Genomic DNA, 24,737 nt, shown 5'->3' on the forward strand with positions numbered 1-24,737 from the left:
TGCAGAGGAGGTGAGCGGGCCCACAGTATGGCCCTCCACCCCGGTGGCGTTCCGTCTGCAAAGCGACGGATAGACCTTTTTGTCGCATGCGCACTCCACCGCGACGGACAAAGTGTGTGTCGACACGCGGTGGCGACTGGTGAACTGAGCGTCACTGGTTCAAGCTGACTGGTGTCCCGGTGAGTGTTAAGCGGCGTTTGTCCATTTAGGCCGACGTGCCCGCAACCGACGATCCCGCCGAAGGTCGACGACGAGGAGTGTGCCGGTGTCCGAGCCAGCCGAGGGTCCCGGAAGTCCACTCCTCGGCCGCCACCACGCGGCCCCCGGCGCCGGCTACCGACGGGTGGTCGGCACCCACCGGGCAACCGGACTCGGCGGCCCGAGCCGCGGCTACCTCTTCACGGTCGCCCTGCTCGCCGGCACCGCGTCGATGCCGATCCTCGCCGCCATCAGCGCCGGGTCGGCCACCGTCGGCAGCACCGCCCTCCCGGACAACAGCACGCCCTTCATCCCGACGCCCTCGGTCGGCCCGGTGGTCATCCCGCTGCCCGGGACCAGCCAGCCCGCGGTGGCGCCCACCACCCGGCCTGCCCCGGTGGTCACCCGCCCCGACGCGGCGGCCGCCGCCCCGGCCCCGCCGGTGACCTCCGACTCGGCGTGGGAGCGGCGGTCCCGGCCTCCGGCCCCACCGGCGCCCCGCACCGGAGCGGCCCGCCCGACCCCCACCCCCGCCGCCGGCGGCGGACCGTCCCCGACGCCGAGCGGGTCGCCGAGTCCGTCACGCAGTGCGACGCCGACCGTCTCGTCGAGCCCGGACCCGGGGCCGCTGCCCACGGTCATCCTCACGCTGCCGCCCACCGAGCCGACCGACGGCGGCACCCCGGACCCCGGTGGCAGTCCCTCGCCGTCCGTTCCGTCCGCCTCGCCGTCCCCGTCCGATCCGCCGGCGTCGCCGTCCGGATCGCCGTCCGGCCCGGCGGACTCCGACGGTGGTCCGCCTGCCCGGCCCACCCGGGTCCCGGCTCGGCCGGCGCCGCCGTTCGCCCGACCGTCGGTCGACGCCCCGGCCGTACCGGTCCCGTCGCCCCGCTGCTCGCCGGTGCCGGCGACGGCCGGGGCCGCGCCGGCCGGGTTGGCGGCCGAGCCGCGGTGACGTACCGCCGCTCTGCGTCGTCGGTCCCGATCTGGACGACCGGGTAGCGGTGCGTCAGGCGGGGTCGTCGGTGAGGCGGTGGCGGTTGGCCTCGATCCAGGCGTCCAGGGCGGCCGGGTCGTCCGGGTCGACGCCGTCGGCCATCAACTGGGCGACCGCGGCGGTGGCGGGGCTGCGCCGCTCCCCGGTGCTGTAGAGCCGGGCGAACTCGGGAACCATCTCCTCGATCGCCTCGTCCGTCCGGCGGGCCGCCGCCTCCACCAGCCCCCGCTGCCGGGCCGCGTACGCCGCCCAGCCGCGGAGCACCCGCGGCAGCATGGCGGCGTCGTCCATGTCCAGCACGGCCCGCCGGTGCACCCAGTCGAGGAGGAACAGCTCGGCCACCGTGGGGCTCCACCGCATCGGGTCGGCGTCCGGGAAGCTCTGCGCGTGGTCGAGGAGCAGACCCAGACAGAAGTGCAGCGAGGCCAGTTCGGCATCCGCCACCGCGTCGAGGCCGAACCGGGCGGCCTCGGGCGACCCGAGGAAGCCCCGGACCAGCCGGGTCCGTTCCTGCTCGGTGAGCGGCGGCACGGTCCGGTCGACGTTCGCCCGGGGCGGTGCGGGCAGCACGGCCAGCCGCGCGCCGACCAGGGCCCGGTCGGTGGCCAGGGAGCCGGCCGCCGGCAGCTCGCCCAGGTCGTCGGTGACCGCCAGGTGACGGGCCACCTCCCCGCGCATCCGGGCCGGCTCCTCGGTGCGGAACCAGGTCAGCTCGTCCTCGGTGCACATCTGCCGGACCTGTTCGAGGATCCGCTCGGCCGGGCCGCCGACGAAGACGTCCTTGGTGATGCCGATGTTGTGGTCGACGAGGGCCACCAGGGCGTGCTCCGGGCCACCGTCGACCTCGTCGTAGGCGAACGTGGCGAGGTACGAGGTCTGGTCGCCGTACACGTCGCCGTAGGACCAGACGCCGGTGAGGTGGACCCGCCCGAGCTGGCCGGTCCAGGCCGGCGCCTGCGCGCCCGGACGGGCCCGGCCGGCGCCGTCGGCGTCCGGCACCAGGGCGGCGAAGACGGCGCGGATGGTGGTGGCGGCGGCGCTGCGGCGGCGGGAGGTGGCGGCGAGGAAGCCGGTCACGAACTCCCGGACGGCGTTCTCCCGGTCGGTCTCCGCGATGGCGTACACGCTGCCGAGCAGTGCGGCGCCGAGCATCTCCGCGTCGAGGGCGCAGTCGAGCCTCGTCACGTCGCGGGCGGCGTGCAGCACCGCCTCGTAGGGGGTCTGTGGCGTGGCCATGCACCGACCCTACGCCGCCGGCCCGGCGGGGACACCCGCCAGCGCCCCGGGACCCTGTCCGGTCGTCGTCGAGGGCGGCTCAGCGGCCGGCCGCGTCCCTGAGCGCCTCGCGGGCCTGCGCGTACCGGGTCAGCACGGACCGCACCGGGACCAGCACGTACTCCTCGCCGACCGTCGCCACCGAGCTGGTTAGCCGCTGCTCCGCCCGCTGGCGGGCCCGCCGCGCCGCCCACCGCACCACCGGTCTGGTCAGCGCCGCCACCAGCAGCCCGGCGAGCAGGCCGCCCAGGAGCAGCACCGTCGGCAGCGGGGCCTCGCCGACCCTCGGGTACTCCAGGGCCGGCAGTCCGAGCGCCCGCAGGGCGTAGCCGAGCGCGAGCCACCCCAGCCCGGCCAGCGCGGCGACGGTGACCAGCCACTGGAGGCCCCCGACGACCCGCCACCAGGCCGGCCGCCGGCCCATCCCCAGGTCGGTGCCGGCCACCGCGCGGTCCAGCGCGTCGGGCAGGTCGCCGAGCCGGGACCGGGCCGCGGCGGTCACCGCGGTCGGCCAGGGCGCCGGCAGGTCGGCGCCGGACCGGTCGGCCACCGCGCGGATGGCCAGGTTGAGCGCCGAGCGCTGCGCGGCGGTCGGATCCGGTACGGAGGTCGCCGCGACCAGGCTCTCGGCGGGCGCGTCGGCGTCCCCGCCCGGTCCCGGGAGGTGCAGCCGGCGCAGCGGGTCCGGCCGGAGTCTGCGCCAGCCCCTGACCAGCGGCCAGCCGGTGGTCCCGCCGGCCCGGTGCCGGTACGCGCCCTCGACCGCCGCCGCCACCGCCGGCACCCCGGCCGCTCCGGCCAGGGCCCGGGTGAGCTCCCGCGCCGACCCGTCGTCCGGCCCGGTACGCGGCGGCTCCACCCCGACCAGCGGTTCCAGCTCGGCCACCACGCTGTCGACGTCGCCGGCCAGCCGGCGCAGCGCCGCCTGCCGCTCGGCGACCGTACGCTCCAGCGCCCCGCGCAGCCCCACCATCCCCGCCGGGTCGACCGCGACGGTCGGCAGCAGCGGCACCCCGCCGAGCCCGTCGGCGTCGAGCAGGCGGCGCAGGTCGTCCAGGACCCGGGGCAGCTCGGCCGGGGGCAGCCGGTCGGCCTGGTTGAGCACGACCACGGTGACGTCCTTGTGCCGGTGGAACTCGCGCAGGTAGCTGGTGTGGATCACCCGGTCCGCGTACTTCTGCGGGTCGACCACCCAGACCACGAGGTCGACCAGGCCGAGCAGCCGGTCCACCTCCAGCCGGTGGGTCCGCTGCACCGAGTCGAAGTCGGGCAGGTCCAGCAGGACCAGGCCGTGCAGGGCCGACTCGTCGTCGCCGTCGAGCGCGCTCTCCCGGACGAACCGGTGCCGGGGCAGCACGCCGAGCCAGTCGAGCAGCCGGCTGGCGCCGCCCAGCGGCCCCCAGACACAGGCGTGCGCCACGCCGGTGGTCGGCCGGCGTACGCCGACCGGCGAGAGCTCCAGCCGGGCCAGGGCGTTGAACAGGCTGGACTTGCCGCTGCCGGTGGCCCCGGCCAGGGCGACGACGGTGTGGTCGCCGGAGAGGGCGAGGCGGGTGCCGGCCCGCTCGACGACGGTGTGCGCGGCGACCAGCCGCGCGTCCGGCACCTGGCCGTCCACCGCGCGGAGGAAGCGCTGTACGCCTTCCAGCCGGGCGATCAGCTCGTCCGGGTCGACCCGGTGGTCACCCCGGAACGCCTCGCGCACCCGACCGACGATGTTGGTCATCCGAGCCGACCTTCGTTCGCGACTGCGGGGCCCGCAAGCTCACTCCTCGCGCTCACCGCGTCCCACCCATGCCGGTCGGCGGCAGCACCGGCCCGTCGGTGCGGGACAGGCCGCTGCGGTGCCGGGCCATCTCCACCTCGGCGGCGGCCCGCCGCAGGGCGGTGCCGGTCTCGGCGGCCGGGCGGGCCGCCGCCGTCCGGTCGAGGTAGCGGGCCGCCTCCTCGTCGAGCAGCGCGCCGATCCGGTCCAGCAGGTCCACCCGGGCCTTGTCGGCCAGGTTGCGCACCGCCTGGTCGCCGAAGATCGCCTGGAGCACGGCCTGCGCGGCGACCGTGGTGCCGGCGCCGGTGGCCACCTCCAGACCGGTCGGGATGAAGGCGGTCGAGGCGAAGACCCCGATCATCACGGCCAGCCCGGTGGCGTTCACCGCGTACGCGGCCGTCCGGGCCACGAAGCGGCGGTCGCCGCCCTCCTCGCGGACCAGGTCCAGCACCCCGCGCTGCCAGTCGCGGACCAGCCGCTCGGCGCGTTCGGCCAGGTCGTCGGAGGGGTGGGCGAGCGGCGGCTCGACCAGCGCGGCCCCCGCGGGATGCGCCTTCCACCCGGTGTACGCGTTCTCCGCCGCCTCCGAGGCGACCCCGCGCAACAGGGTCACCAGCTGCGACTCGATCGCGTTGCGCAGCTCCGCGGCGGGCGCCGGACGGCCGGTCATCGCCGCGACCACCCGGTCCCGGAGCCGACCGATCCGCGCCTCCAGCGTGCGGAAGAACTCGCCGGTGCCGACGAACTCCTGCCAGCGGGCCAGCACCTCGCCCCGGAGCAGCCGGCCGTCCTTGAGCCCCTGCTCGACGGTCCGCTGCGCCCCCCGGTACGCGGCCCGGACCCGCTCGTCGAGCGCGTCCGTGGCGGCCACCTGCTCGTCGGCGGCGTCGGCCAGCCCGTCGACGGCGGGGTGCACGGCGGCGAGCGCCCCGTCGAGGGTCTGCCGGACCACGGCGGACCGGGTGTCGGCGTCGGCGGCGAGCCGGGAGAACCAGGCGCTGAGCGGGGCGGTGACCTTGTCGGGGAGCAGCCCCTGGCCGTCGACCCAGGTCTCCGGCAGCACGAAGAGCGGCGCGGCGCCGAGGTCCTGGGCGGCGAGCATCTCCGACAGGTGGGCGGCGATCTCGTCGGCCGCCTCCGGGGGCACCCGGTCGAGCACCATGGCGATCACCGCGCCCCGGGCCCGGGCGCTGCGGAGCAGCTCCCAGGGGACGGCGTCGGCGTACCGGGCGGCGGTGGTGACGAACAGCCAGAGGTCGGCGGCGGCCAGGAGCTGGCCGGCGAGGGCCCGGTTGGCGTCGACCACCGAGTCGATGTCGGGCGCGTCGAGGAAGGCCAGCCCGGCGGGGAGCGCGGGCGCGGTGACCAGGTGCAGGGTGCCCGGGTTCTCGCTCGGTTCGTTGGTGCGGGTGAGGCCGGGCAGCAGCTCGCCCCGCCGGAACCAGGCGGAGTCGGTCGGGTTGCAGACCAGCACCGGGGAGCGGGTGGTGGGCCGGAGCACGCCGGCGGCGCTCACCCGGGCCTGGACGAGGCTGTTGACCAGGGTCGACTTGCCGGCGCCGGTGGAGCCGCCGACCACTACCAGCAGCGGCGCGTCGAGCCGGGCCAACCGGGGCAGCAGGTAGTCGTCGAGTTGGTCGGTGAGCCCGGCGGCGGCGTGCCGGGCCGGCTCGGCCGAGGGCAGGGCCAGCGGGAACCGGGCCGCGCCGATCGCGGCCCGCAGGCCGGCGAGCGCGGCGGGCAGGCCGTCCCCGGTGGTGCCGGGCGGAGCCTCCCCGGCGGCCGGCGGTCCGGTGCGGGCTGCGACGGCGGGCGCGCCGGTGTGGGTGGCGGGATCGCCATGCGTCGTCACCGCTAAAGCGTGCCCGACCGATGCAAGGGAAGACAACCGGACGGTAATAACGGTCGGGTTGCGTCGGGTCGGCTCAACCTCGACTTGCGTTCTCCGGGGGGCGTGGCACTATTGAGTCAAGTTCACTCAACTTGTGGTGGGATCGCTGACGGCGACGCCCGCCGGAACCCAGCGGGCAATGCCCGTCACCTGCTCGACGTTACGAAGCGAGGAAGCGAACATGGCACGTGCGGTCGGCATCGACCTCGGCACGACGAACTCCTGCGTCAGCGTTCTCGAGGGCGGTGAGCCCACCGTCATCGCCAACGCTGAGGGCTCGCGGACGACCCCCTCTATCGTCGCGTTCGCCCGCAACGGCGAGGTGCTCGTCGGTGAGGTCGCCAAGCGCCAGGCGGTCACGAACCCGGACCGGACCATCCGTTCGGTCAAGCGGGAGATCGGCACCAACTGGACCGTCGACATCGACGGCAAGAAGTACACCCCGCAGGAGATCTCGGCCCGGACGCTGATGAAGCTCAAGCGGGACGCCGAGGCGTACCTGGGCGAGCAGATCACCGACGCGGTGATCACCGTCCCGGCCTACTTCAACGACGGCCAGCGCCAGGCCACCAAGGAGGCCGGTGAGATCGCCGGCTTCAACGTGCTGCGGATCGTCAACGAGCCGACCGCGGCCGCCCTGGCGTACGGGCTGGACAAGGGCTCCAAGGAGCAGACCGTCCTGGTCTTCGACCTGGGTGGCGGCACCTTCGACGTCTCCCTGCTGGAGCTGGCCGAGGGCGTCATCGAGGTCAAGTCGACCAGCGGTGACAACCACCTCGGCGGCGACGACTGGGACCAGCGGATCATCGACCACCTGGTGAAGACCTTCCGGGGCGAGCACGGCATCGACCTGGCCCAGGACAAGATGGCCCTCCAGCGGCTCCGCGAGGCGGCCGAGAAGGCCAAGATCGAGCTGTCCGCCGCCACCACCACCAACATCAACCTGCCGTACATCACCGCCGGTTCCGCCGGCCCGCTGCACCTGGACGTGACGCTCAGCCGCGCCGAGTTCCAGCGGATGACGCAGGACCTGCTGGACCGCTGCAAGGGCCCGTTCGAGCAGGCCGTGAAGGACGCCGGGATCAAGGTCTCCGACGTCGACCACGTCATCCTGGTCGGCGGCTCGACCCGGATGCCCGCCGTGACCGACCTGGTCAAGCAGCTCACCGGCAAGGAGCCCAACAAGGGCGTCAACCCGGACGAGGTCGTCGCCGTCGGCGCCGCCCTGCAGGCCGGTGTGCTCAAGGGTGAGGTCAAGGACGTCCTGCTGCTCGACGTGACCCCGCTGAGCCTGGGCATCGAGACCAAGGGCGGCATCTTCACCAAGCTGATCGAGCGCAACACCACCATCCCGACCAAGCGCTCCGAGGTCTTCACCACGGCGGACGACAACCAGCCGTCGGTGCTGATCCAGGTCTTCCAGGGCGAGCGGGAGATCGCGGCCTACAACAAGAAGCTCGGCACCTTCGAGCTGACCGGCCTCCCGCCGGCGCCGCGCGGTGTGCCCCAGATCGAGGTCACGTTCGACATCGACGCCAACGGCATCGTGAACGTGCACGCCAAGGACCTGGGCACCGGCAAGGAGCAGAAGATGACGATCACCGGCGGCTCCTCGCTGCCGAAGGACGACATCGAGCGGATGCGCCGGGACGCCGAGGAGCACGCCGAGGACGACAAGCGGCGGCGCGAGGAGGCGGAGACCCGCAACCTGGCCGAGGCGCTCCAGTGGCAGACCGAGAAGTTCCTCGCCGAGAGCGGCGACAAGCTGCCCAGCGAGAACCGGGACCAGCTCAACGAGGCCCTCGGTGAGCTGCGCGGCGCCCTCGGCGGCCAGGACATCGAGAAGATCAAGGCGGCGCACGAGCGGCTGGCGCAGGTCTCCCAGCAGGCCGGTTCGCTGCTCTACTCGCAGCAGGCCGAGCAGGGCGAGCAGCCGGGGGCGGCCGGGCCGGGCGCGGGTGCGACCGGTGGCGCGCAGGCCGGCGGCGCCGACGACGTGGTCGACGCCGAGATCGTGGACGAGGACGGCAAGAAGTGACCTGCCGCTGTCGGACACGTACCCACGGCAGAGGGATGAGGTAGCCGCATGACGGAGAAGCCACGAGCCGCCGACCCGGGCGCCACCGGGTCGGCGCCGGGTGGCTCCGCGACCGCCGGGCACGCCGCCGGCGAGGAGCCGCGGGTCGTCATCCGTGACAAGCGCAAGATCCGCAAGACCGGGGAGGCGACGACCATCGCCGCCGACGCCGCCGCTGACGTGCCGGCCGAGGGGCTGGTCGAGGAGGCCGACGTCGTCGTCGACGAGATCGAGGCCGAGGCCGAGGTCTCCGGCCCGCCGGTGGTCGATTCCCCGGCCGAGCCGACCGAGGAGGCCGCCCAGGCGGGCGTGCCGCTCGGCGCCGAGCTGGAGTCGCTCCGCGCCGAGCTGGACGAGCGGACCCGGGACCTGCAGCGGGTGTCGGCGGAGTACGCCAACTACCGCAAGCGGGTGGACCGGGACCGTGCCCTGGTCCAGGAGCAGGCGATCGGCACGGTGCTGGCCGCGCTGCTGCCGATCCTGGACGACCTGGACCGGGCCCGCGAGCACGGCGACCTGGTGGGCCCGTTCGGCACGGTGGCCGAGCAGCTCACCACGGCGCTGGGCAAGTTCGGCCTGACCGCGTTCGGCGAGCAGGGCGACCCGTTCGACCCGACCCGGCACGAGGCGGTGGCGCACCAGACCTCCGCCGACGTGACCGAACCGACCTGCGTGCAGGTCATGCGCCGGGGTTACCAGCTCGGCGAGCGGCTGCTGCGGCCCGCGCTGGTCGCGGTGGCCGACCCGGAGTAGTGCCGACCCGCGCCGTCCCGCCCGCCCGTCAGGGGCGGGCGGGACGACCGGGGTATACGTCCCGTGGAAGGGGGGTGGACCGGTGAGTTCCAAGGACTGGATCGAGAAGGACTACTACGCCGTGCTGGGCGTGGAGAAGTCCGCCTCCTCGGACGAGATCAAGAAGTCGTACCGGAAGTTGGCCCGGGAGTCGCATCCGGACCACAACCCCGGTGATCCGAAGGCCGAGGAGCGGTTCAAGACCGTCTCCGAGGCGTACGCGGTGCTCGGCGACGAGAAGAAGCGCCGCGAGTACGACGAGATGCGCTCGCTGTTCGGCTCGGGCGCGTTCCGCCGCAGCGCCCGCGGTGGGGGCCAGCCCGGCGGGATGCCGTTCGACGTCTCCGACCTGTTCGGCGGCGGCGCGACCGGTGGTGCCGACACCCGCTTCGGCGGGGGTGGCTTCACCGACCTGTTCAGCTCGATCTTCTCGGGTGGCGCCGGGGCCGGCGGTCCGGCCCGCCCCCGGGGTCCGGCGCGCGGCCGCGACGTCGAGACCGAGGTCGCGCTGGACTTCGACGACGCGGTACGCGGGGTGACCCTGCCGCTCTCGCTGCGCGCACCCGGCGTCTGCGACACCTGCCACGGCAACGGGGCGAAGCCGGGCACCCAGCCGGTGGCCTGCCCGGTCTGCCACGGCGCCGGGGTGACCACCCGCAACCAGGGGTCGTTCAGCTTCTCCGAGCCGTGCCGCAACTGCCAGGGCGTGGGCACGGTCGTCGAGGAGAAGTGCCCGGAGTGCCACGGCACCGGCGGGGTCACCAAGACCCGCACCCTGAACGTCCGCTTCCCCGCGGGGGTGGCCGACGGCCAGCGGATCCGGCTGGCGGGCCGGGGCGAGCCCGGCGAGCGGGGCGGCCCGGCGGGCGACCTCTTCGTCCAGGTGAAGGTCCGTCCGGACGAGCTGTTCGGGCGGTCCGGGGACGACCTGACCCTGACCGTGCCGATCACGTTCCCGGAGGCGGTGCTCGGCACCGACCTGCGGGTGCCGACCCTCGACGGCACGGTGACCCTGCGGGTGCCGCCGGGTACGCCGAGCGGTCGGGTGCTGCGGGCCCGGGGCAAGGGCGTGGTGCGCAAGGACGGCCGGGCCGGTGACCTGCTGGTCACCCTCGACGTGGTGGTGCCGGCGAAGCTGTCGGACGAGGCGCGGGCGGCGCTGGAGTCGTTCGCCGACCAGACCCCGCCCGCCGCGCGGGAACATCTCGACGCGCGGGTGCGTCGATTCAGTTGATCGGGCGAGTGCTGCGGAGGTGAGCGGGGATGTCGGAGGAGTTCGTCGGCTCGGGTGACCCTGCCTACGAGGCCAAGGTGCTGATGATCTCGGTGGCGGCGCGGATGGCGGGGATGCACCCGCAGACCCTGCGCCAGTACGACCGGTTGGGCCTGGTGCAGCCGGGTCGGGCCGCCGGCGGCGGCCGCCGCTACAGCGTCCGGGACGTGGTGCTGCTCCGCGAGGTGCAGCGGCTCAGCCAGGACGACGGGATCAACCTGGCCGGGGTCAAGCGGATCATCGGCCTGGAGCGGCTGCTGGAGCAGGCGCAGCAGCGGGTGGCCCGGCTGGAGGCGGAGCTGGACGCCGCGTACCGGCGGATCGCCGAGCTGGAGGCGCTGGCCAGCTTCCCGGGCCGGGACCTCGTGCCGACCAACCGCACCTCCACGGCGCTGGTGGTCTGGCGTCCGCGCCGGAACCCGGAGCGCTGACCCACTTCGCCGCTCGACCGCTGGTCCACACCGGCCCGGCTCGCAGTTCGGGGATTCCCCGGCGCGGGCCGGGCCGCTCTCGTTAGCCTGAGAATCAGGTTCAACCAGCTCAATCCGGACTCCGAACTGGCAGGGGGAGCCATGGCGGAATCGGCGAAGAAGGTGGCCCAGCAGACGGAGGACCGGCTCGAGAAGGTGGCCGAGAACATACGGGAGAGGTTCGAGCAGGTCACCGAGGGCAAGTTCACGAACAAGATCAAGGAAGGGCGTTTCGCCGACCAGGTCGACCACGGCATCGACCACGGCCGGGCCGAGGTGAAGCGCCGGCAGCAGGGCGGATCGACCTGACGATCCGCCGACGTGCGGGCCGGGACCCACGGGGGGTCCCGGCCCGTTCGCCTTTCCCCGGAGGTGCGGGCCGGGACGCAGGGGCGCTGCGAGGGGGTCCCGGCCCGTTCGCCTTTCCCCAGAGGTGCGGGCCGGGACGCAGGGGCGCTGCGCGGCCGGGGCCGCCAGGGGATCGCCGAGGTGGTGGGGTCCGTGGCGGCTGGAAACCGTCAGATCGGGGAAGTGGCGCGGGCCGGGAGGCGTGGTTCAGCGGATGCGGCGGTTCTCCCGGACCAGGCCGCCCTCGCACCAGTCGTGGTAGACGAAGAGATCCGGCCGGGCCAGCAGCACGCGGCTGTTGTGCGCCCAGTTGCGCATCAGCTCGTCGCCGCCCCGTTCGGCCTGCTCGACCAGCTTCCGGAAGCGGCGCTTCGGGTGGGCCCGGAAGTTCGTCCGGATGCCGTCGGCGGCGTAGATGTAGAGGCAGTGCAGGGCGAACCGCCGGGCCGGGCAGGCCGGGTCCATCGCGAGCTCGAAGAGCGTCGTCACCAGGTGGTCGCCGGCGACCAGCAGGTCCCAGTCCGGGGGCATCGAGGCCAGCGGCACGGAATCCGGCTGGTACGCCCAGGCCCGTAGCTCCGTCGGTGACGGATCAACGGGGTTGGCAAAGCCGTGGAACGTCGACTCCTGCACGCTCACCGGCCAACCTTCCGCTACCGCTGGCGGGGGCACCGGCCACCCGCAGACCCTGGCTGCTGGGGCGACACGGTAACGCGGTTTCGCTCGGCGGCGGAAGACCTGTCCGGGACCGATTCGGCAACGGACGGCCGGGCCGGGTCCACCGTACGGCCGACCCGGCCCGGAAAGCATCGACCGGCGTCAGTCAGCCGCCGGGGCCGGCTCCGGCCGGCGGAGCTGGCTGCGCCGCCGCAGCCAGCGCTTGAACCAGGGGAAGTCGGGCAGCCGGGCCAGCATCGGCCCGGTCACCACGGTGATCAGCACGTACGCCGTGGCGAGCGCCGCCAGCCGGGGCTCCACCGGCTGGGCGGCGGCGACCGCCAGCCCGGCGATGACGATGGAGAACTCGCCGCGCGGGGTGAGCGCGAACCCGGCCCGCCAGCGACCGGGTTCGGCGATCCCGGCCCGCCGGGCGGCCAGGTAGCCGGTGAGCAGCTTGGTTCCCATGGTCACCACGGCCAGCGCCAGCGCCGGCAGCAGCACCGGCGGCATGTCCAGCGGGTCGGTGACCAGGCCGAAGAAGACGAAGAAGACCGCGGCGAAGAGGTCCCGCAGCGGGGAGAGCAGCTCGGTGGCGTGGTGCGCGACCGGCCCGGAGAGCGCGATGCCGACCAGGAAGGCGCCGACCGCCGCGGAGACCTGGAGCTTGGCGGCCACACCGGCGACCAGCAGGGTCAGGCCCAGCACCCCGAGCAGCAGGGCCTCCGGATCCTTGGCGGACAACGCCGCGGAGATCAGGTGGCCGTACCGGATGGCGACCGCCAGCACGAGCACCACGGTGAGCACCGCGACGGCCAGGGCGATCCCGCCCGTGACCAGGCCGACGCCGGCCAACAGCGCGGTGACCAGCGGCAGGTAGAGCGCCATCGCCAGGTCCTCGATCACCAGCACGGAGAGGATCACCGGGGTCTCCCGGTTACCGACCCGGCCCAGGTCGCCGAGGACCTTGGCGATCACCCCGGACGAGGAGACCCAGGTGACGCCCGCGAGCACCACCGCGGCCACCCAGCCCCAGCCGAGCAGCAGCGCGAACCCGAAGCCGGGCAGGGCGTTGAGCGCCGCGTCGATCAAGCCGGCCGGGGCCGCCGAGCGGAGGTTGCCGACCAGTTCGTTGGCGCTGTATTCGAGGCCGAGCATGACCAGCAGCAGGATCACGCCGATCTCCGCGCCGACGGCGAAGAACTCCTCGCTGGCGTTCAGCGGCAGCAGGCCGCCGTGACCGAAGGCGAGGCCGGCGAGCAGGTAGAGCGGGATCGGGGAGACGCCGAACCGACGGCTGAGCCGGCCGAGGAGGCCGAGCAGGAGCAGCAGCGCGCCGACCTCGACGAGCAGTGTGGTGGTTTCGTGCATCCGCCTCAGCCGTCCGGGTCACTGTCGGCGAGGACGGCGGTCACCCCGTCGAGACCCTGCCGGGTCCCGACCACGACCACCACGTCACCGGCCGCGAAGCGGAAGGTGGGATCGGGCGAGACGATCACCTCGCCCTGCCGCAGCACCGCCACGATGGAGGCGCCGGTGCGGGTACGCGCCCTGGTGTCGCCGAGCCGCTTGTTGACGTACTTCGAGCCGGCCGGGATGGCGATCTGCTCGGTGAGCAGCCCGGCGGCCTGCTCGCGCAGCCCGGAGAGCTGGCCGAGCATCAGCGACGCGCCGAGGATGTCGGCGAGCGCCTCGGCCTCGTCGTCGGTGAGCGGGATGTCGGCCTGGCAGGCGTCCGGATCGTCCGGGTCGTACAGGACGAGGTCCCGGCGGCCGTTGCGGTGGGAAACCACCCCCAGCCGGCGGCCCGATTCCGTCACCAGATCGTGACGTACGCCGATCCCCGGCAGGGCAGTCTGTTCGACACGTACTCGCACCCAGGTAAGGCTACTGTGCCCCGGAGGTTGGATTGAGTCCGCGAAGATCTTCTTCGCTGGTCGCGTTGCTCGTGCTGTTCGCGGCGGCGGCGGCCTGGACGATCGTCGACGCGGGGCAGCCGGCACCGCACCCGTTCTTTCCGGCGGCCCCGCCGCGGACCGCCGACCCGGTCGAGGTTCGCCGCGTTCAGCTCGCCGTCGCCAACGGGTACGACCGGCCGTACGTCGAGTTCGGCGACGCCCTCCACGGGTACGCCCTCTTCGCTTCCTGCGGCGGGCAGCCGCCCGCGCCGGACTGTCCGGCACTGCTCCTCGCCACCGCGGACGGCGGGCGGTCCTGGCACCGGGTCCCGCATCCCCGCCCGCTGGCGAGTGGGCAGCGGCTCGAGGTCACGGTGGACGTGCCGGTCCTCTTCGTGCCGGGGGACGGCTGGTACTTCTCCCTGGACGGCGGGAGCAGCTTCCAGCACGAGCGCGGCGCGACCCTGCCCCCGGTGGTACGGGCGCTGCGCAGCCAGGTCCAGGTCGACGACCGCACCGGCCGGCTCGTCAGGTGGCACGGGGGTGTCTGGCGGCCGCTGCCGGTCCAGCCGCCCCTGTCCCGTCCGCAGAGCGTGTACGGCAGCGACGGGCTGGTGGTGGCGGCCTCCGTCGCCAACGGGCGACCGGTGCTCGCCGTCTCGTTCGACGCGGGCGCCCACTGGCGCCGGCCCCGGGTGGCGACCCCGGACGGGGAGATTGTGGGGATCCGGGTGGCGCCGTCGGTGCGCGGCGACGTCTGGCTGATCGGTGAGCGGCGGGATCCGGGCGGATTCCCCGCCCTCTGGCACTACGACGGCGACTGGCGACCGCTGATGGTGGACCGCTACCCCGAGCCCTTCGTGTCGCTGGTGCCCTTCGGCGAGGGCCGATTGGCGGTGAGTGGCCCCGACGGCGGGGGTCTGATCACCGCCCCCGGCGGTCACTACATCGACGAGTCGTGGCCGCTGCGGGGAAACCACCGGCTGACCCTCCTCTTCGACGGCACGCTGCTGGCACGCGGACCGGAGGACGTGCTGCTGGGCGACCGCGATGGTGACCACTGGGTACGGGTGATCCTGGAGCGGCGGCGCCCGTCGACGGACAAGTGACCGGGTCACATCGCTACCCCTCCCGATGTCGATAGGACAGTCTGTTCACACGTACTCGCACCCAGGTGAGGCCGGCTACGGTGTGCTGGAGGCGCCATGGATCGGCGAACAGCCCGCTCGGTGACCGCACTGCTGTTCGTGCCGGTCCTGGCGGCCTGTTCGATCGGGGACGTCCGCCGGCCGCCGCCGAGCCCGGCGTCCGCGTCGCACCGCCCGGTCGTGACCGCACCGGCGCCGCCCCGGGTCGTCGGCTTCGACGAGGTACGCCACGTCCGGGTCGCCGTCCCCCAGCGGTACGACCAGCCGTTCGTCGAGTTCGCCGACGCGCAGCACGGCTACGCGATCTTCGCCGCCTGTGCCGGGCAGCCGCCCGGTCGCGGGTGCCCCGCACTGCTCTACGCCACCGTCGACGGTGGACACTCCTGGCGGGCGCTGCGGCATCCCCGTCCGGTCGCGCAGGACCAGCAGCTCTACGCGGTACCGGGGGCGCTGGTGCTGCTCGCCGAGCCGTACGGCTGGTACACCTCGACCGACGGCGGCGCCACCTTCGCTCACACCACCGGCGCGGAGCCGCTGCCGCTGGTGGCGGCGAGGGGCGACTACCAGGTCATCGAGGGCCTGGGCGAAGTCGGTGAGTGGGACGGCCGGCAACTGCGCCCACTGGCCGTCCAGCCGTCCGTGCGCGGGCTGAACACAGTCGGGCACTACGGCGACCTGATCGTGGCGGCCGGTGCGGCCGCCGGCCGGCCGTACGCCGCGGTGTCGCGGGACCGGGGGCGGCACTGGCTGAGCAGCGCGGTGCCGTTCTCCGGCGACGAGGTGGGGATGGTGCGGATCGCCTTCGCCCCCGACGGCGCGGGCTGGCTGATCGGGGAGCGGCCGGACCGGACCCGCTTCCCGGCGCTGTGGCGCTTTGTCCGTTCACGGTCCTGGGAGCCGGAGCCGGCCGTCGGGCATCCCGCGCAGGCCCGGTCGGTGGCGCCGATCGGGGTCGGGTTGTTGGCGGTGACCGGGCCCGACGGCGCGGGCATGGTGGCCGGGGGCCGTTACTACCACCTCGACTGGCCGCTCACGGCGGAGCACTACCTCACGGTGCTCGCCGACGGCACGATCGCCGCCCGTGGACCGGACGACGTCATCCTCGGCACCGGGTGGACCGCCAACCGGCGCTGGGCCAAGGTGACCCTGGTGAAAGGGTGAGCCAGGTCACACCGTTGGAGTTGAGCGGAATAGGCTCAACTCTGGTTGTGTCCTTCCTAGTGGACACGCCGATCCGGGGGAGCCCATGAATACGGAACGTCTCACCACCAAGAGCCGCGAGACCATCACCGGCGCCGTCGCGCTGGCGAACGAGCGCGGCCACGCCACGGTGGAGCCGTGGCACCTGCTGCTGTCGCTGCTGGACACCGAGGGCTCGACCGCCGCCGGCCTGCTGCGCGCCGTCGGGGCCGACCCCGCCGAGCTGCGCCGGACCGCCCAGCGTGCGGTCGACGCGCTGCCCGCCGCGCGCGGCTCCAGCATCGCCGAGCCCACCCTGGCCCGCGAGTTCGTCAACGCCATCGGCGCCGCCGAGCAGATCGCCCGGCCGCTGGGCGACGAGTACACCTCCACCGAGCACCTGCTCGCCGGCCTGGCCCGGGTGGGTGGCGCGGTCTCCGGCGCGCTGAAGTCCGTCGGCGCCACCGAGGAGAACCTGGTCGCCGCGTTCCCGAGCGTCCGCGGCGGCGACCGGCGGGTGACCACGGCCGACCCCGAGCAGACCTACCAGGCGCTGGCCAAGTACGGCGTCGACCTGACCGCCAGCGCCCGCGACGGCAAGATCGACCCGGTGATCGGCCGGGATTCGGAGATCCGCCGGGTGATCCAGGTGCTGTCCCGGCGTACCAAGAACAACCCGGTGCTGATCGGTGAGCCCGGCGTCGGCAAGACCGCGATCGTCGAGGGCCTGGCCCAGCGGATCGTCGCCGGTGACGTGCCCGAGTCGCTGCGGGACAAGAAGCTGGTGTCGCTGGACCTCGGCGCGATGGTGGCCGGCGCGCAGTACCGCGGCCAGTTCGAGGAGCGGCTGAAGTCCGTCCTGGAGGAGATCAGGAACTCCAACGGGCAGGTCATCACCTTCCTCGACGAGCTGCACACCGTCGTCGGCGCCGGCAAGGGCGAGGGCTCGATGGACGCCGGCAACATGCTCAAGCCGATGCTGGCCCGCGGCGAGCTGCGGATGGTCGGCGCGACCACCCTGGACGAGTACCGCGAGCACATCGAGAAGGACCCGGCGCTGGAGCGCCGCTTCCAGCCGGTGCTGGTCGGCGAGCCGACCATCGAGGACACCATCGGCATCCTGCGCGGCCTCAAGGAGCGCTACGAGGTCCACCACGGCGTCCGCATCACCGACGCCGCGCTGGTGGCCGCCGCTTCCCTCTCCGACCGCTACATCACCGACCGGTTCCTGCCGGACAAGGCGATCGACCTGGTCGACGAGTCCGCGTCCCGGCTCCGCATGGAGATCGACTCGCGGCCGGTCGAGGTGGACGAGATCGAGCGGGCGGTGCGCCGGCTCGAGATCGAGGAGATGGCGCTGGCCAAGGAGCCGGACGCCGCCTCCGCCGAGCGGCTGGAGCGGCTGCGCAAGGAGCTGGCCGACAAGCGCGAGCAGCTCACCGTGCTCTCCGAGCGCTGGCAGTTGGAGAAGAGCCACATCACCAAGCTCTCCACCGCCAAGGAGGAGCTGGAGCGGCTCAGCGGCGAGGCCGAGCGGGCCGAGCGCGACGGCGAGCTGGAACGCGCCGCCGAGCTGCGGTACGGCCGGATCCCCGCGCTCAAGACCGACCTGGCCCGGGCGGAGGAGGAGCTGGCCCGGCTCCAGGCCGACGGCGCGATGCTCAAGGAGGAGGTCGGCGCCGACGACATCGCCACCGTGGTCGCCTCCTGGACCGGCATCCCCGCCGGACGGCTGCTCGAGGGTGAGACCGCGAAGCTGCTCCGGATGGAGGAGTCGCTGCGCGCCCGCGTGGTCGGCCAGTCCGAGGCGGTCGGCGCGGTCTCCGACGCGGTCCGCCGCGCCCGGGCCGGCGTCGCCGACCCGGACCGACCGACCGGCAGCTTCCTCTTCCTCGGCCCGACCGGGGTCGGCAAGACCGAGCTGGCCAAGGCGCTCGCCGGGTTCCTCTTCGACGACGAGCGGGCCATGGTCCGCATCGACATGAGCGAGTACGGCGAGAAGCACTCCGTGGCCCGCCTGGTCGGCGCCCCGCCCGGGTACGTCGGCTACGAGGAAGGCGGCCAGCTCACCGAGGCGGTGCGCCGCCGGCCGTACTCGGTGATCCTGCTGGACGAGGTGGAGAAGGCCCACCCCGACGTCTTCGACATCCTGCTCCAGGTGCTCGACGACGGCCGGCTCACCGACGGCCAGGGCCGCACGGTGGACTTCCGCAACGCGATCCTGATCCTCACCTCCAACCTCGGGTCGTCGGTCATCAGCGACCTGACGTTGGCCGAGGAGCAGCGCCGCGAGGGGGTGCTGGCGGTGGTCCGCTCGCACTTCAAGCCGGAGTTCCTCAACCGCCTCGACGACATCGTGGTCTTCGCGGCGTTGCGCGGTGACGACCTGCGCGCCATCGTCGACATCCAGCTCGACCGGATGCGCCGCCGGCTGGCCGACCGCCGGCTCGGCCTGGAGATCACCGAGGCGGCCCGCACCTGGCTCGCCGAGCACGGGTACGACCCGATCTACGGTGCCCGCCCGCTGCGCCGCCTGGTGCAGTCGGCCATCGGCGACCAGCTCGCCAAGGCCCTGCTCGCCGGCCAGATCCGCGACGGCGACACCGTCAAGGTCGACCTCGCGGACAGCAAGGACTCCCTGGCGGTCACCGCCGCCTGACCCCGTCCCCACCCGGCCGGGTTCCGCCTCCCGCGGGACCCGGCCGCGCCGTCTTCCGCCCACGCGGCCCCCACCCGCCCGCGGTGATCAAGAAGTTCGCGTCGGGGGGACGCGGGTTCGGAGACGCAAACTTCTTGGTCAACCGGGTCAACCGGGCCGACGCGGGGCAATAGTGAGGGCATGTTGGGGATCGGAAAGAAGGACCGCGAGTTGGACGCCGCCGTCAAGGAGCTGGCCAAGGCCGACACGCTTGCCTTCGGCGGGGTGGGAATCGCCTCCACGCTGCTGCCGGAGACCGAGGCGTACCGGCAGGTGGAGCGGGCGCTGGACGAGCATCCCGCCGAGGCCCGGAAGAAGGTCGACTGGCTGCTCAAGCACGGTTCGGCGGCCGGGAAGGCGTACGCGGCCACGCTGCTGGACCGGGCCGACCCGGAGGCCGGCCGGGCGGCCTGGGCGACGTTGCGCGACGACAAGGGCGAGTTCACGACGTTCAGCGGCTGCGTGATGGGTCGCGCGACGCTCCGTGACTACGCCGCTGAACGCCTCGCCGCCAACTGATCAACTCGTCACCGGGCCCCGGCCGATCGGTCGTGCCGGCGCCTGGCGGGCAGGCCGTACCTTGCCAGCCATGACCTCGCCCGACGCCGCGCCGGCCCGCCCCGCCCGCCCGGCCATCGTTACCGTCGCCTTCTGGTTGCAGCTCGCGACCGTCGTCGTCCTGCTCCTCCTGATCGGACTGGTGATCGTCGCAGCGGTGCGCTACGACGGCCAGATCGACCGGGCGCTGCGACTGGTCCCCGACGCGGACCCGGCCGAGGTGTCGGACGAGCGGATGGGCAATCTCTTCATGGCGCTCGTCACCGGCGTCCCGGCGCTGCTCCTGGCCGGCTGGCTCGCCGCCACGGCGCTGCCGCTGGGCCGGGGCAGCAACACCGCCCGGATCCTGGTCTTCGTGGCCGCCGGCGCGCAGCTCCTGCTCTGCCTCGGGCAGGGGTGCTCGGGCGCCCTCCTCATCCCGGTCATGCTGGCCGCCGGGTCCGCCGATCCCGGTTTCGATCCGTCCGACGGCGTGCCGCCCGGCGACGACTGGGAGCAGTCGAAGTTCCTCGACACCCTCTACGCCCAGGGTGACCCCGCCGACCTGGTTTCCGGGGCCAGCGGTCTCGGCGTGCTGCTGGTGTTGGCGCTCACGATCGTCGTCGTGGTGCTGCTCCTGCTCCCGGCGGCCGACCGCTGGTTCCGGCCCGCGTCCGCTGCTCGGGCGGGCGTCCACCCGGTGGCCCTCGGCTACGGCTACCCAGTGGTCGGCGCCGCGGCCTGGCCCGGCTACCCGCCGGTCGGCTGGTCGCCCTCGCCGGGCTACCCGGCGCCCACTCCGGCGCTCCCGCCCGGCTACATGATCTGCCCGGAGCCGGCGCTGCATCTCGCCCACCCGCCCGCCGGCCCGGCGGTGTCCGCCCCGGACCCGACTCCGACCGGGTCGACCGATGCGGCCCCGACCGACCCCACCGCGGGCACCCTCGGTAGCTGATCGCTGACTCGCTGAAGAGGCTTTTCCCCGGCGTGCGCGGGGTTGTTACCGTCTGCGCCGACGCACGTGGGAAGGCGGTCGGCGTGAACGGTTCGGTGGCGTACCTGGTGACGACGCTGGGGTGTCTGATCGGGGTGGCCGGTGTCGTGATCGCTGTGGTGGCGCTCCGCAAGGCCCGGTCCGGGGCGCGCCCGCCAGCGCCCGGCGACCCGTTCCGCGACCGGGACTCCGACGCGCTGCGCGGTGACCCCCGCAAGCTCCGGCCCGGCGACATCGTCGAGATCCGCCAGGTGCCGTACACGGTCCGCGGCTCGGTGCACCTGGTCGAGGGCGGGTGGAGCTGGGCGGAACACCTGCTCGACGAGGTCGGCGGGGTGAAGCGCTGGCTCTCCGTCGAGGAGGACCCGGACCTGGAGTTGGTGCTCTGGACCGCCGAACCGTCCGCCACCGTCACCCCGGGCGCGCCGACCCTCGACATCGCCGGCCGCCGGTACACCTGGGACGAGTCCGGCCAGGCCCGCTACACCGCCACCGAGGGCACCGGCCTCGACCCGCGCGGCACCATGCGCTACCACGACTACCAGGCGCCCGGCGGCGCCCGGCTCTCCTTCGAGGCGTACGGGGAAGCCGGCTGGGAGGTGGCGCTCGGCGAGAAGCTGCACCGGGCCGAGGTGATGATCTACCCGCAGGGCGGCCCGGAGAAGGGGGCCTGAGCGTGCTCGTCACCCTGCACGCGCCGTACGTCGACACCAGCGCCGCCGACCTGAGCCTGGCGCTCGGCGGCCCGGAACGCCCCGCGCTGCACGTCCGGGAGCTGACCCTGCCCGGCGGTGCGACCCTGCGGCTGCGCCTGCTCGGCGCCTCCCACCAGGTCGTCTGCGGTGGCCTGACCGAGACGGTCGCCTGCCTGCCCGGCCGTCCGCCGCACCTGCCCGGCGCCCTGCACGACGCCGCCGCCGGCTACCGGTTCACCGCCACGGTGCTCCGGCCCGACGGCGACGGCCTGCGTGCCCGGGCCGCCGCGCTCCGCGCCGAACTGGCCGACGACCCGTACGCGCTGGTCGGCGTCTTCCCCGGCGACGTGGACGCGGTCACCGCGCTCTCCGTACGCCCCGACCCGCCCGGCGGCACGGTCGGCTGGCGCACCTGGCACGCGTACCCCCAGACCAAGGAGCTGGTCCTGACCGAGACGGTGGTGGCACTGTGAGCGCGAGGAGTGAGCCGGGTTTGCGAGCCCCGCAGTCGCGAACCGAGGTGGCGCTGTGAGCGCGAGGAGTGAGCCGGTTTTGCGAGCCCCGCAGTCGCGAACCGAGGTGGCACTGTGACGACGACGTACCGGCGGTGGATCGTGGTGGGGGTGGCCGTCGCCGTGGTCGGCGCGCTGATCGCCGCCTTCGCGATCTTCTACGGCAACTTCTCGCCACGCGGCTACGTGCAGGACCACTACCGCCGCGCGTCCAGCCGGGACATCGGCCGGGACGCGGTGGCGTACACGTCGACGCGCACCCCGAGCCAGGTGTCGAAGGACATCACGGAGACCTGGCAGCCCGCCGACCAGTACGTCGACGGCAGTGGGGTCTACCTGCGCTACGACGACGACTCGGTGGTGATCCTGCCGGTCGCCGCCGGCTCGCTGATCCTGCTGGAGCGGATGAGCACCGCCTACCCCCGCTACCACCACGTGGTCGGCGGTGGCTGGGGCTGGGGCCGCGGCAGCACCGTCCGGGGCGGTGGCCCCGGCGCCGGCAAGTAGCCCCTCCGCCCCCTCACCCTGGAGCTGAAGTGCAGAACCTCGCCACCGATCTGCTGGTCACCCTCGCCTACGGCGTGGTCGGCGTCGCCCTGATGGGCATCGGTTATCTGCTGGTCGACCTGGCCACCCCGGGCCGGCTGAACCACCTGATCTGGCACGAGCGCAACCGCAACGCGGCGCTGCTGCTCGCCTCCAACCTGGCCGGGGTCGGGGTCATCGTGGTCGCCGCGATCGTGGCCAGCGAGGACGACTTCGTGCTCGGCCTGGTCGGCGCGGCCGCGTACGGCGTCCTCGGCCTGGTGATCATGTCGGCCGCCTTCGTGCTGCTCGACGTGGCCACCCCCGGCAAGCTCGGCGAGCTGCTGGTGGACCCGGAGCCGCACCCGGCGGTCTGGGTCTCCGCGGTCGTCCACCTCGCCACCGGGGCGATCATCGCCGCCGCCATCAGCTGATGGCCGGCGGCAAGCGGCCGCCGCCGGCCGCCGCGAAGTCCCCGGCGGCGGGCAGGTCGGCAGTGAAGGCCGGGCTGATCTCGGCGGTCGTCCTGGGTGTCGCCGGCCTCTGCGTGGTCGGGATCGTGAGCGACAGCTCCGACGACCTCAGCATCCCCGCCCCCGCGACCGACGAGCGCGCCGACACCGTGCCCATCCTCAGGGAGGCCCGCACCAGCCAGGGCATCTGCTACGGCTGGCGGCTGGCGGGCGGGTCCGACGTGGTCAGCGTCGGATCGAACCTCGGGGACGGCACGCCGGTCGCGACCACCCCGACGTGCCCACGCTGGATCGAGGTCACCGCCGACATCACCTACACCGCGGGGAGCAGCGAGAGCTCCGACTCCGCCCGGGTCCAGGTGAAGGGCTCCGCCGACATCGACGCCGCCGACCTGTACGCCATCGAGCGCGGCCTGGAACGGTTCGGGCTGGACGACGACACCTTCATCGACGACCCGGGCTGGGCAGTCACCCGCGCGGCCACCACGCTGCCGCTGCTCGCCGCCGAGGCCGGCCTGGCCGGGCCGGCCGCCACCCCGACCGCCGACCCGGCCACCGCGCCGAGCCCGCTGCCGGCCGCCGGCAACGACTTGTGGCGGGGCCGCTGGGGCTCGCTGCTCGCCGCCGGGGGGCTGCTCGTGCTCGCCGCGCTCTTCGTCACAGTGGGCGTGGTGCAGCGCCGCCGGCAGCTCCGGGGCGCCGTGCCGGCGCAGCCCGCCGGGGCGGAAGCCGCCGGGCGTACCGGGGAGAAGGCGTGACCACCGACGCGCCGGCGCGGCCCGGCTGGCGGGCGGCCCGCGCGGCGGTCCTGCTCGCGGTCTTCGTCTGCGCGGCCTGCGGCCTGGTCTACGAGCTGGCGCTGGTCGCGCTCGGCAGCTACCTGATCGGTGACGCGGTCGGCCAGGCGTCGATCGTGCTCGGCGTGATGGTCTTCGCGATGGGCGTCGGCGCGCTCGTCGCCAAGCCGTTGCAGTCCCGGGCCGCCGCCGCGTTCGCCGCGATCGAGCTGACCCTCGCGCTGCTCGGCGGGCTCTCCGTGCTCGGCCTCTACGCCGCGTTCGCCTGGCTCGACCTCTACGGCCCGGCGCTCGTCGGCACCGCCTTCGTGCTCGGCCTGCTGATCGGCGCGGAGATCCCGCTGCTGATGGTCATGCTGCAACGCATCCGCGCGCAGTCCGCCGGCAGCGCGGTGGCCGACCTCTTCGCCGCCGACTACGTCGGCGCCCTGCTCGGCGGGCTGGCCTTCCCGTTCCTGCTGATGCCGGTCTTCGGCCAGCTCAAGGGCGCCCTGGTGGTCGGCATGGTGAACGCGGTGGCCGGCCTCGCGCTGGTCTGCACGGTCTTCCGCCGGGAGCTGAGCCGCCGCGCGCGGCTCGCGCTCGGCGCCGGCTCCGTGGTGGTCGCCCTCTGCCTGGGGTACGCCTGGATCACCGCCGCCGACTTCGAGCTGACCGCCCGGCAGCAGCTCTACCGGGACCCGGTGGTGCACGCCGAACGCAGCCGCTACCAGGAGATCGTGCTGACCCGGTCGGTGCGCGAGGTCGGCCACGCCGACACCGACCTGCGACTCTTCCTCAACGGCGACCTCCAGTTCAGCTCCGTCGACGAGTACCGCTACCACGAGTCGCTGGTGCACCCGGCCATGCGCGGCCCGCGCGGCGAGGTGCTGGTGCTCGGCGCCGGTGACGGGCTGGCGCTCCGGGAGATCCTGCCGTATCCGGACGTGCGCCGGGTGACCGTGGTCGACCTCGACCCGGCGGTGGTGCGGCTGGCCCGCAGCGAGCCGCAGCTGCGCGAGCTGAACCGGAACTCGTTCGCCGACCCCCGGGTCCGGGTGCTCAACGTCGACGCGTTCGGCTGGCTGCGCACCGCCTCGGAACGCTTCGACGTGGTGGTGGCCGACCTGCCCGACCCGGACGAGACGGCCACCGCGAAGCTCTACACGGTCGAGTTCTACGCGCTGATCCGCTCGGTGCTCGCCGACGGTGGGCGGCTGGTGGTGCAGTCCGGGTCCCCCTACTTCGCGCCCCGGTCGTACTGGTCGATCGAGCGGTCGGTCCGGGAGGCCGGCTTCGCCACCGTGCCGTACCACGTGGACGTGCCGAGCTTCGGTGACTGGGGGTTCGTGCTGGCCGCGCCGGGGAGCACCCCGCCGGTGCTGGACCTGCCGGCCGACGCCCCGCCGCTGCGCTTCCTCACCCCGGAGGTGCTGCGCGCCGCGGCGACCTTCCCCGCCGACCGGGGCCGGATGGATGTGCCCGCCTCCACCTTGTTGCAGCCCAGGGTGCTGGAGTACGCCCGCGCGGAGTGGCGCGGCTACTAGGTTCGGGGC

Annotated in this window: 23 protein-coding genes; 16 read left to right on the forward strand and 7 right to left on the reverse strand. The window is 74.0% G+C overall.

Going from position 1 to position 24,737, the window contains the following annotated elements; translation table 11 throughout:
- Window positions 1-390: 390 nt before the first annotated feature.
- The 4 genes from ACFOYX_RS02100 to ACFOYX_RS02115 form a co-directional block, all read right to left on the reverse strand.
- Window positions 391-840 (reverse strand): hypothetical protein, encoded by a 450-nt coding sequence (locus ACFOYX_RS02100; RefSeq protein WP_322441480.1) that lies wholly within the window; start codon window positions 838-840, stop codon window positions 391-393.
- Between the two features lie 367 nt (window positions 841-1,207).
- Entirely contained in the window at window positions 1,208-2,431 is a 1,224-nt protein-coding gene (locus tag ACFOYX_RS02105) for a hypothetical protein (RefSeq protein ID WP_322441479.1), read from the reverse strand.
- Window positions 2,432-2,510: 79 nt separating this feature from the next.
- On the reverse strand, window positions 2,511-4,196 hold the full coding sequence (locus ACFOYX_RS02110) for a GTPase (protein WP_322441478.1): 1,686 nt from the start codon (window positions 4,194-4,196) through the stop codon (window positions 2,511-2,513).
- A 52-nt stretch (window positions 4,197-4,248) separates the two neighbouring features.
- On the reverse strand, window positions 4,249-6,090 hold the full coding sequence (locus tag ACFOYX_RS02115; protein WP_322441477.1) for a GTPase domain-containing protein: 1,842 nt from the start codon (window positions 6,088-6,090) through the stop codon (window positions 4,249-4,251).
- A 220-nt stretch (window positions 6,091-6,310) separates the two neighbouring features.
- Between ACFOYX_RS02115 and dnaK the strand changes: the two genes are divergently transcribed.
- The 5 genes from dnaK to ACFOYX_RS02140 all read left to right on the forward strand — a co-directional run bounded on the left by dnaK (window position 6,311) and on the right by ACFOYX_RS02140 (window position 11,050).
- Window positions 6,311-8,167, forward strand: a complete 1,857-nt coding sequence (gene dnaK, locus ACFOYX_RS02120) for a molecular chaperone DnaK (protein ID WP_109800734.1) — start codon at window positions 6,311-6,313, stop codon at window positions 8,165-8,167.
- A 48-nt stretch (window positions 8,168-8,215) separates the two neighbouring features.
- Window positions 8,216-8,959, forward strand: coding sequence for a nucleotide exchange factor GrpE (grpE, locus tag ACFOYX_RS02125; protein WP_109800733.1), 744 nt, complete (start codon window positions 8,216-8,218; stop codon window positions 8,957-8,959).
- An 82-nt stretch (window positions 8,960-9,041) separates the two neighbouring features.
- Window positions 9,042-10,232: a molecular chaperone DnaJ gene (gene dnaJ, locus ACFOYX_RS02130; RefSeq protein WP_322441476.1), complete on the forward strand. Its 1,191-nt coding sequence runs from the start codon at window positions 9,042-9,044 to the stop codon at window positions 10,230-10,232.
- A 29-nt stretch (window positions 10,233-10,261) separates the two neighbouring features.
- On the forward strand, window positions 10,262-10,702 hold the full coding sequence (locus ACFOYX_RS02135; RefSeq protein ID WP_109800731.1) for a heat shock protein transcriptional repressor HspR: 441 nt from the start codon (window positions 10,262-10,264) through the stop codon (window positions 10,700-10,702).
- Window positions 10,703-10,843: 141 nt separating this feature from the next.
- Window positions 10,844-11,050, forward strand: a complete 207-nt coding sequence (locus ACFOYX_RS02140) for a hypothetical protein (RefSeq protein WP_109800730.1) — start codon at window positions 10,844-10,846, stop codon at window positions 11,048-11,050.
- A gap of 246 nt (window positions 11,051-11,296) precedes the next feature.
- Here ACFOYX_RS02140 and ACFOYX_RS02145 read toward each other — a convergent pair whose 3' ends face one another.
- From ACFOYX_RS02145 to ACFOYX_RS02155, 3 genes are all read right to left on the reverse strand, one after another.
- The gene (locus ACFOYX_RS02145) at window positions 11,297-11,728 is read right to left on the reverse strand and encodes a hypothetical protein (protein WP_322441475.1); all 432 of its coding nucleotides are present in this window, start codon (window positions 11,726-11,728) and stop codon (window positions 11,297-11,299) included.
- Window positions 11,729-11,908: 180 nt separating this feature from the next.
- Window positions 11,909-13,117 carry a cation:proton antiporter gene (locus ACFOYX_RS02150; RefSeq protein ID WP_109803610.1) on the reverse strand — a complete coding sequence of 403 codons (1,209 nt, stop codon included), beginning with the start codon at window positions 13,115-13,117 and terminating at the stop codon, window positions 11,909-11,911.
- Between the two features lie 5 nt (window positions 13,118-13,122).
- Window positions 13,123-13,623: a cation:proton antiporter regulatory subunit gene (locus ACFOYX_RS02155; protein WP_109803611.1), complete on the reverse strand. Its 501-nt coding sequence runs from the start codon at window positions 13,621-13,623 to the stop codon at window positions 13,123-13,125.
- 65 nt (window positions 13,624-13,688) lie between these two features.
- Here ACFOYX_RS02155 and ACFOYX_RS02160 point away from each other — a divergent pair, with 65 nt between their 5' ends.
- The 11 genes from ACFOYX_RS02160 to ACFOYX_RS02210 all read left to right on the forward strand — a co-directional run bounded on the left by ACFOYX_RS02160 (window position 13,689) and on the right by ACFOYX_RS02210 (window position 24,728).
- On the forward strand, window positions 13,689-14,753 hold the full coding sequence (locus tag ACFOYX_RS02160) for a hypothetical protein (protein ID WP_322441474.1): 1,065 nt from the start codon (window positions 13,689-13,691) through the stop codon (window positions 14,751-14,753).
- A gap of 96 nt (window positions 14,754-14,849) precedes the next feature.
- On the forward strand, window positions 14,850-15,953 hold the full coding sequence (locus ACFOYX_RS02165; RefSeq protein ID WP_146231185.1) for a hypothetical protein: 1,104 nt from the start codon (window positions 14,850-14,852) through the stop codon (window positions 15,951-15,953).
- 85 nt (window positions 15,954-16,038) lie between these two features.
- A complete protein-coding gene (gene clpB, locus ACFOYX_RS02170; RefSeq protein ID WP_109803614.1) occupies window positions 16,039-18,630 on the forward strand; it encodes an ATP-dependent chaperone ClpB in 2,592 nt (863 codons plus the stop codon).
- Between the two features lie 180 nt (window positions 18,631-18,810).
- The gene (locus tag ACFOYX_RS02175) at window positions 18,811-19,188 is read left to right on the forward strand and encodes a hypothetical protein (RefSeq protein WP_109801149.1); all 378 of its coding nucleotides are present in this window, start codon (window positions 18,811-18,813) and stop codon (window positions 19,186-19,188) included.
- Window positions 19,189-19,258: 70 nt separating this feature from the next.
- The gene (locus tag ACFOYX_RS02180) at window positions 19,259-20,161 is read left to right on the forward strand and encodes a hypothetical protein (protein ID WP_322441473.1); all 903 of its coding nucleotides are present in this window, start codon (window positions 19,259-19,261) and stop codon (window positions 20,159-20,161) included.
- Window positions 20,162-20,244: 83 nt separating this feature from the next.
- On the forward strand, window positions 20,245-20,874 hold the full coding sequence (locus ACFOYX_RS02185; protein WP_109801151.1) for a DUF4178 domain-containing protein: 630 nt from the start codon (window positions 20,245-20,247) through the stop codon (window positions 20,872-20,874).
- 2 nt (window positions 20,875-20,876) lie between these two features.
- Entirely contained in the window at window positions 20,877-21,368 is a 492-nt protein-coding gene (locus ACFOYX_RS02190) for a DUF2617 family protein (RefSeq protein WP_322441472.1), read from the forward strand.
- Window positions 21,369-21,482: 114 nt separating this feature from the next.
- Entirely contained in the window at window positions 21,483-21,914 is a 432-nt protein-coding gene (locus ACFOYX_RS02195; protein WP_322441471.1) for a DUF4247 domain-containing protein, read from the forward strand.
- 29 nt (window positions 21,915-21,943) lie between these two features.
- The gene (locus ACFOYX_RS02200; RefSeq protein ID WP_109801154.1) at window positions 21,944-22,366 is read left to right on the forward strand and encodes a DUF350 domain-containing protein; all 423 of its coding nucleotides are present in this window, start codon (window positions 21,944-21,946) and stop codon (window positions 22,364-22,366) included.
- Window positions 22,366-23,163: a hypothetical protein gene (locus tag ACFOYX_RS02205; RefSeq protein WP_322441470.1), complete on the forward strand. Its 798-nt coding sequence runs from the start codon at window positions 22,366-22,368 to the stop codon at window positions 23,161-23,163. Before ACFOYX_RS02200 ends, ACFOYX_RS02205 begins: the two co-directional genes overlap by 1 nt.
- A complete protein-coding gene (locus tag ACFOYX_RS02210) occupies window positions 23,160-24,728 on the forward strand; it encodes a polyamine aminopropyltransferase (protein ID WP_322441469.1) in 1,569 nt (522 codons plus the stop codon). Before ACFOYX_RS02205 ends, ACFOYX_RS02210 begins: the two co-directional genes overlap by 4 nt.
- The last annotated feature ends 9 nt before the right edge of the window (window positions 24,729-24,737 follow it).

This window comes from Micromonospora sp. GCM10011541, assembly GCF_042650725.1.
Classification (GTDB): domain Bacteria; phylum Actinomycetota; class Actinomycetes; order Mycobacteriales; family Micromonosporaceae; genus Micromonospora; species Micromonospora sicca.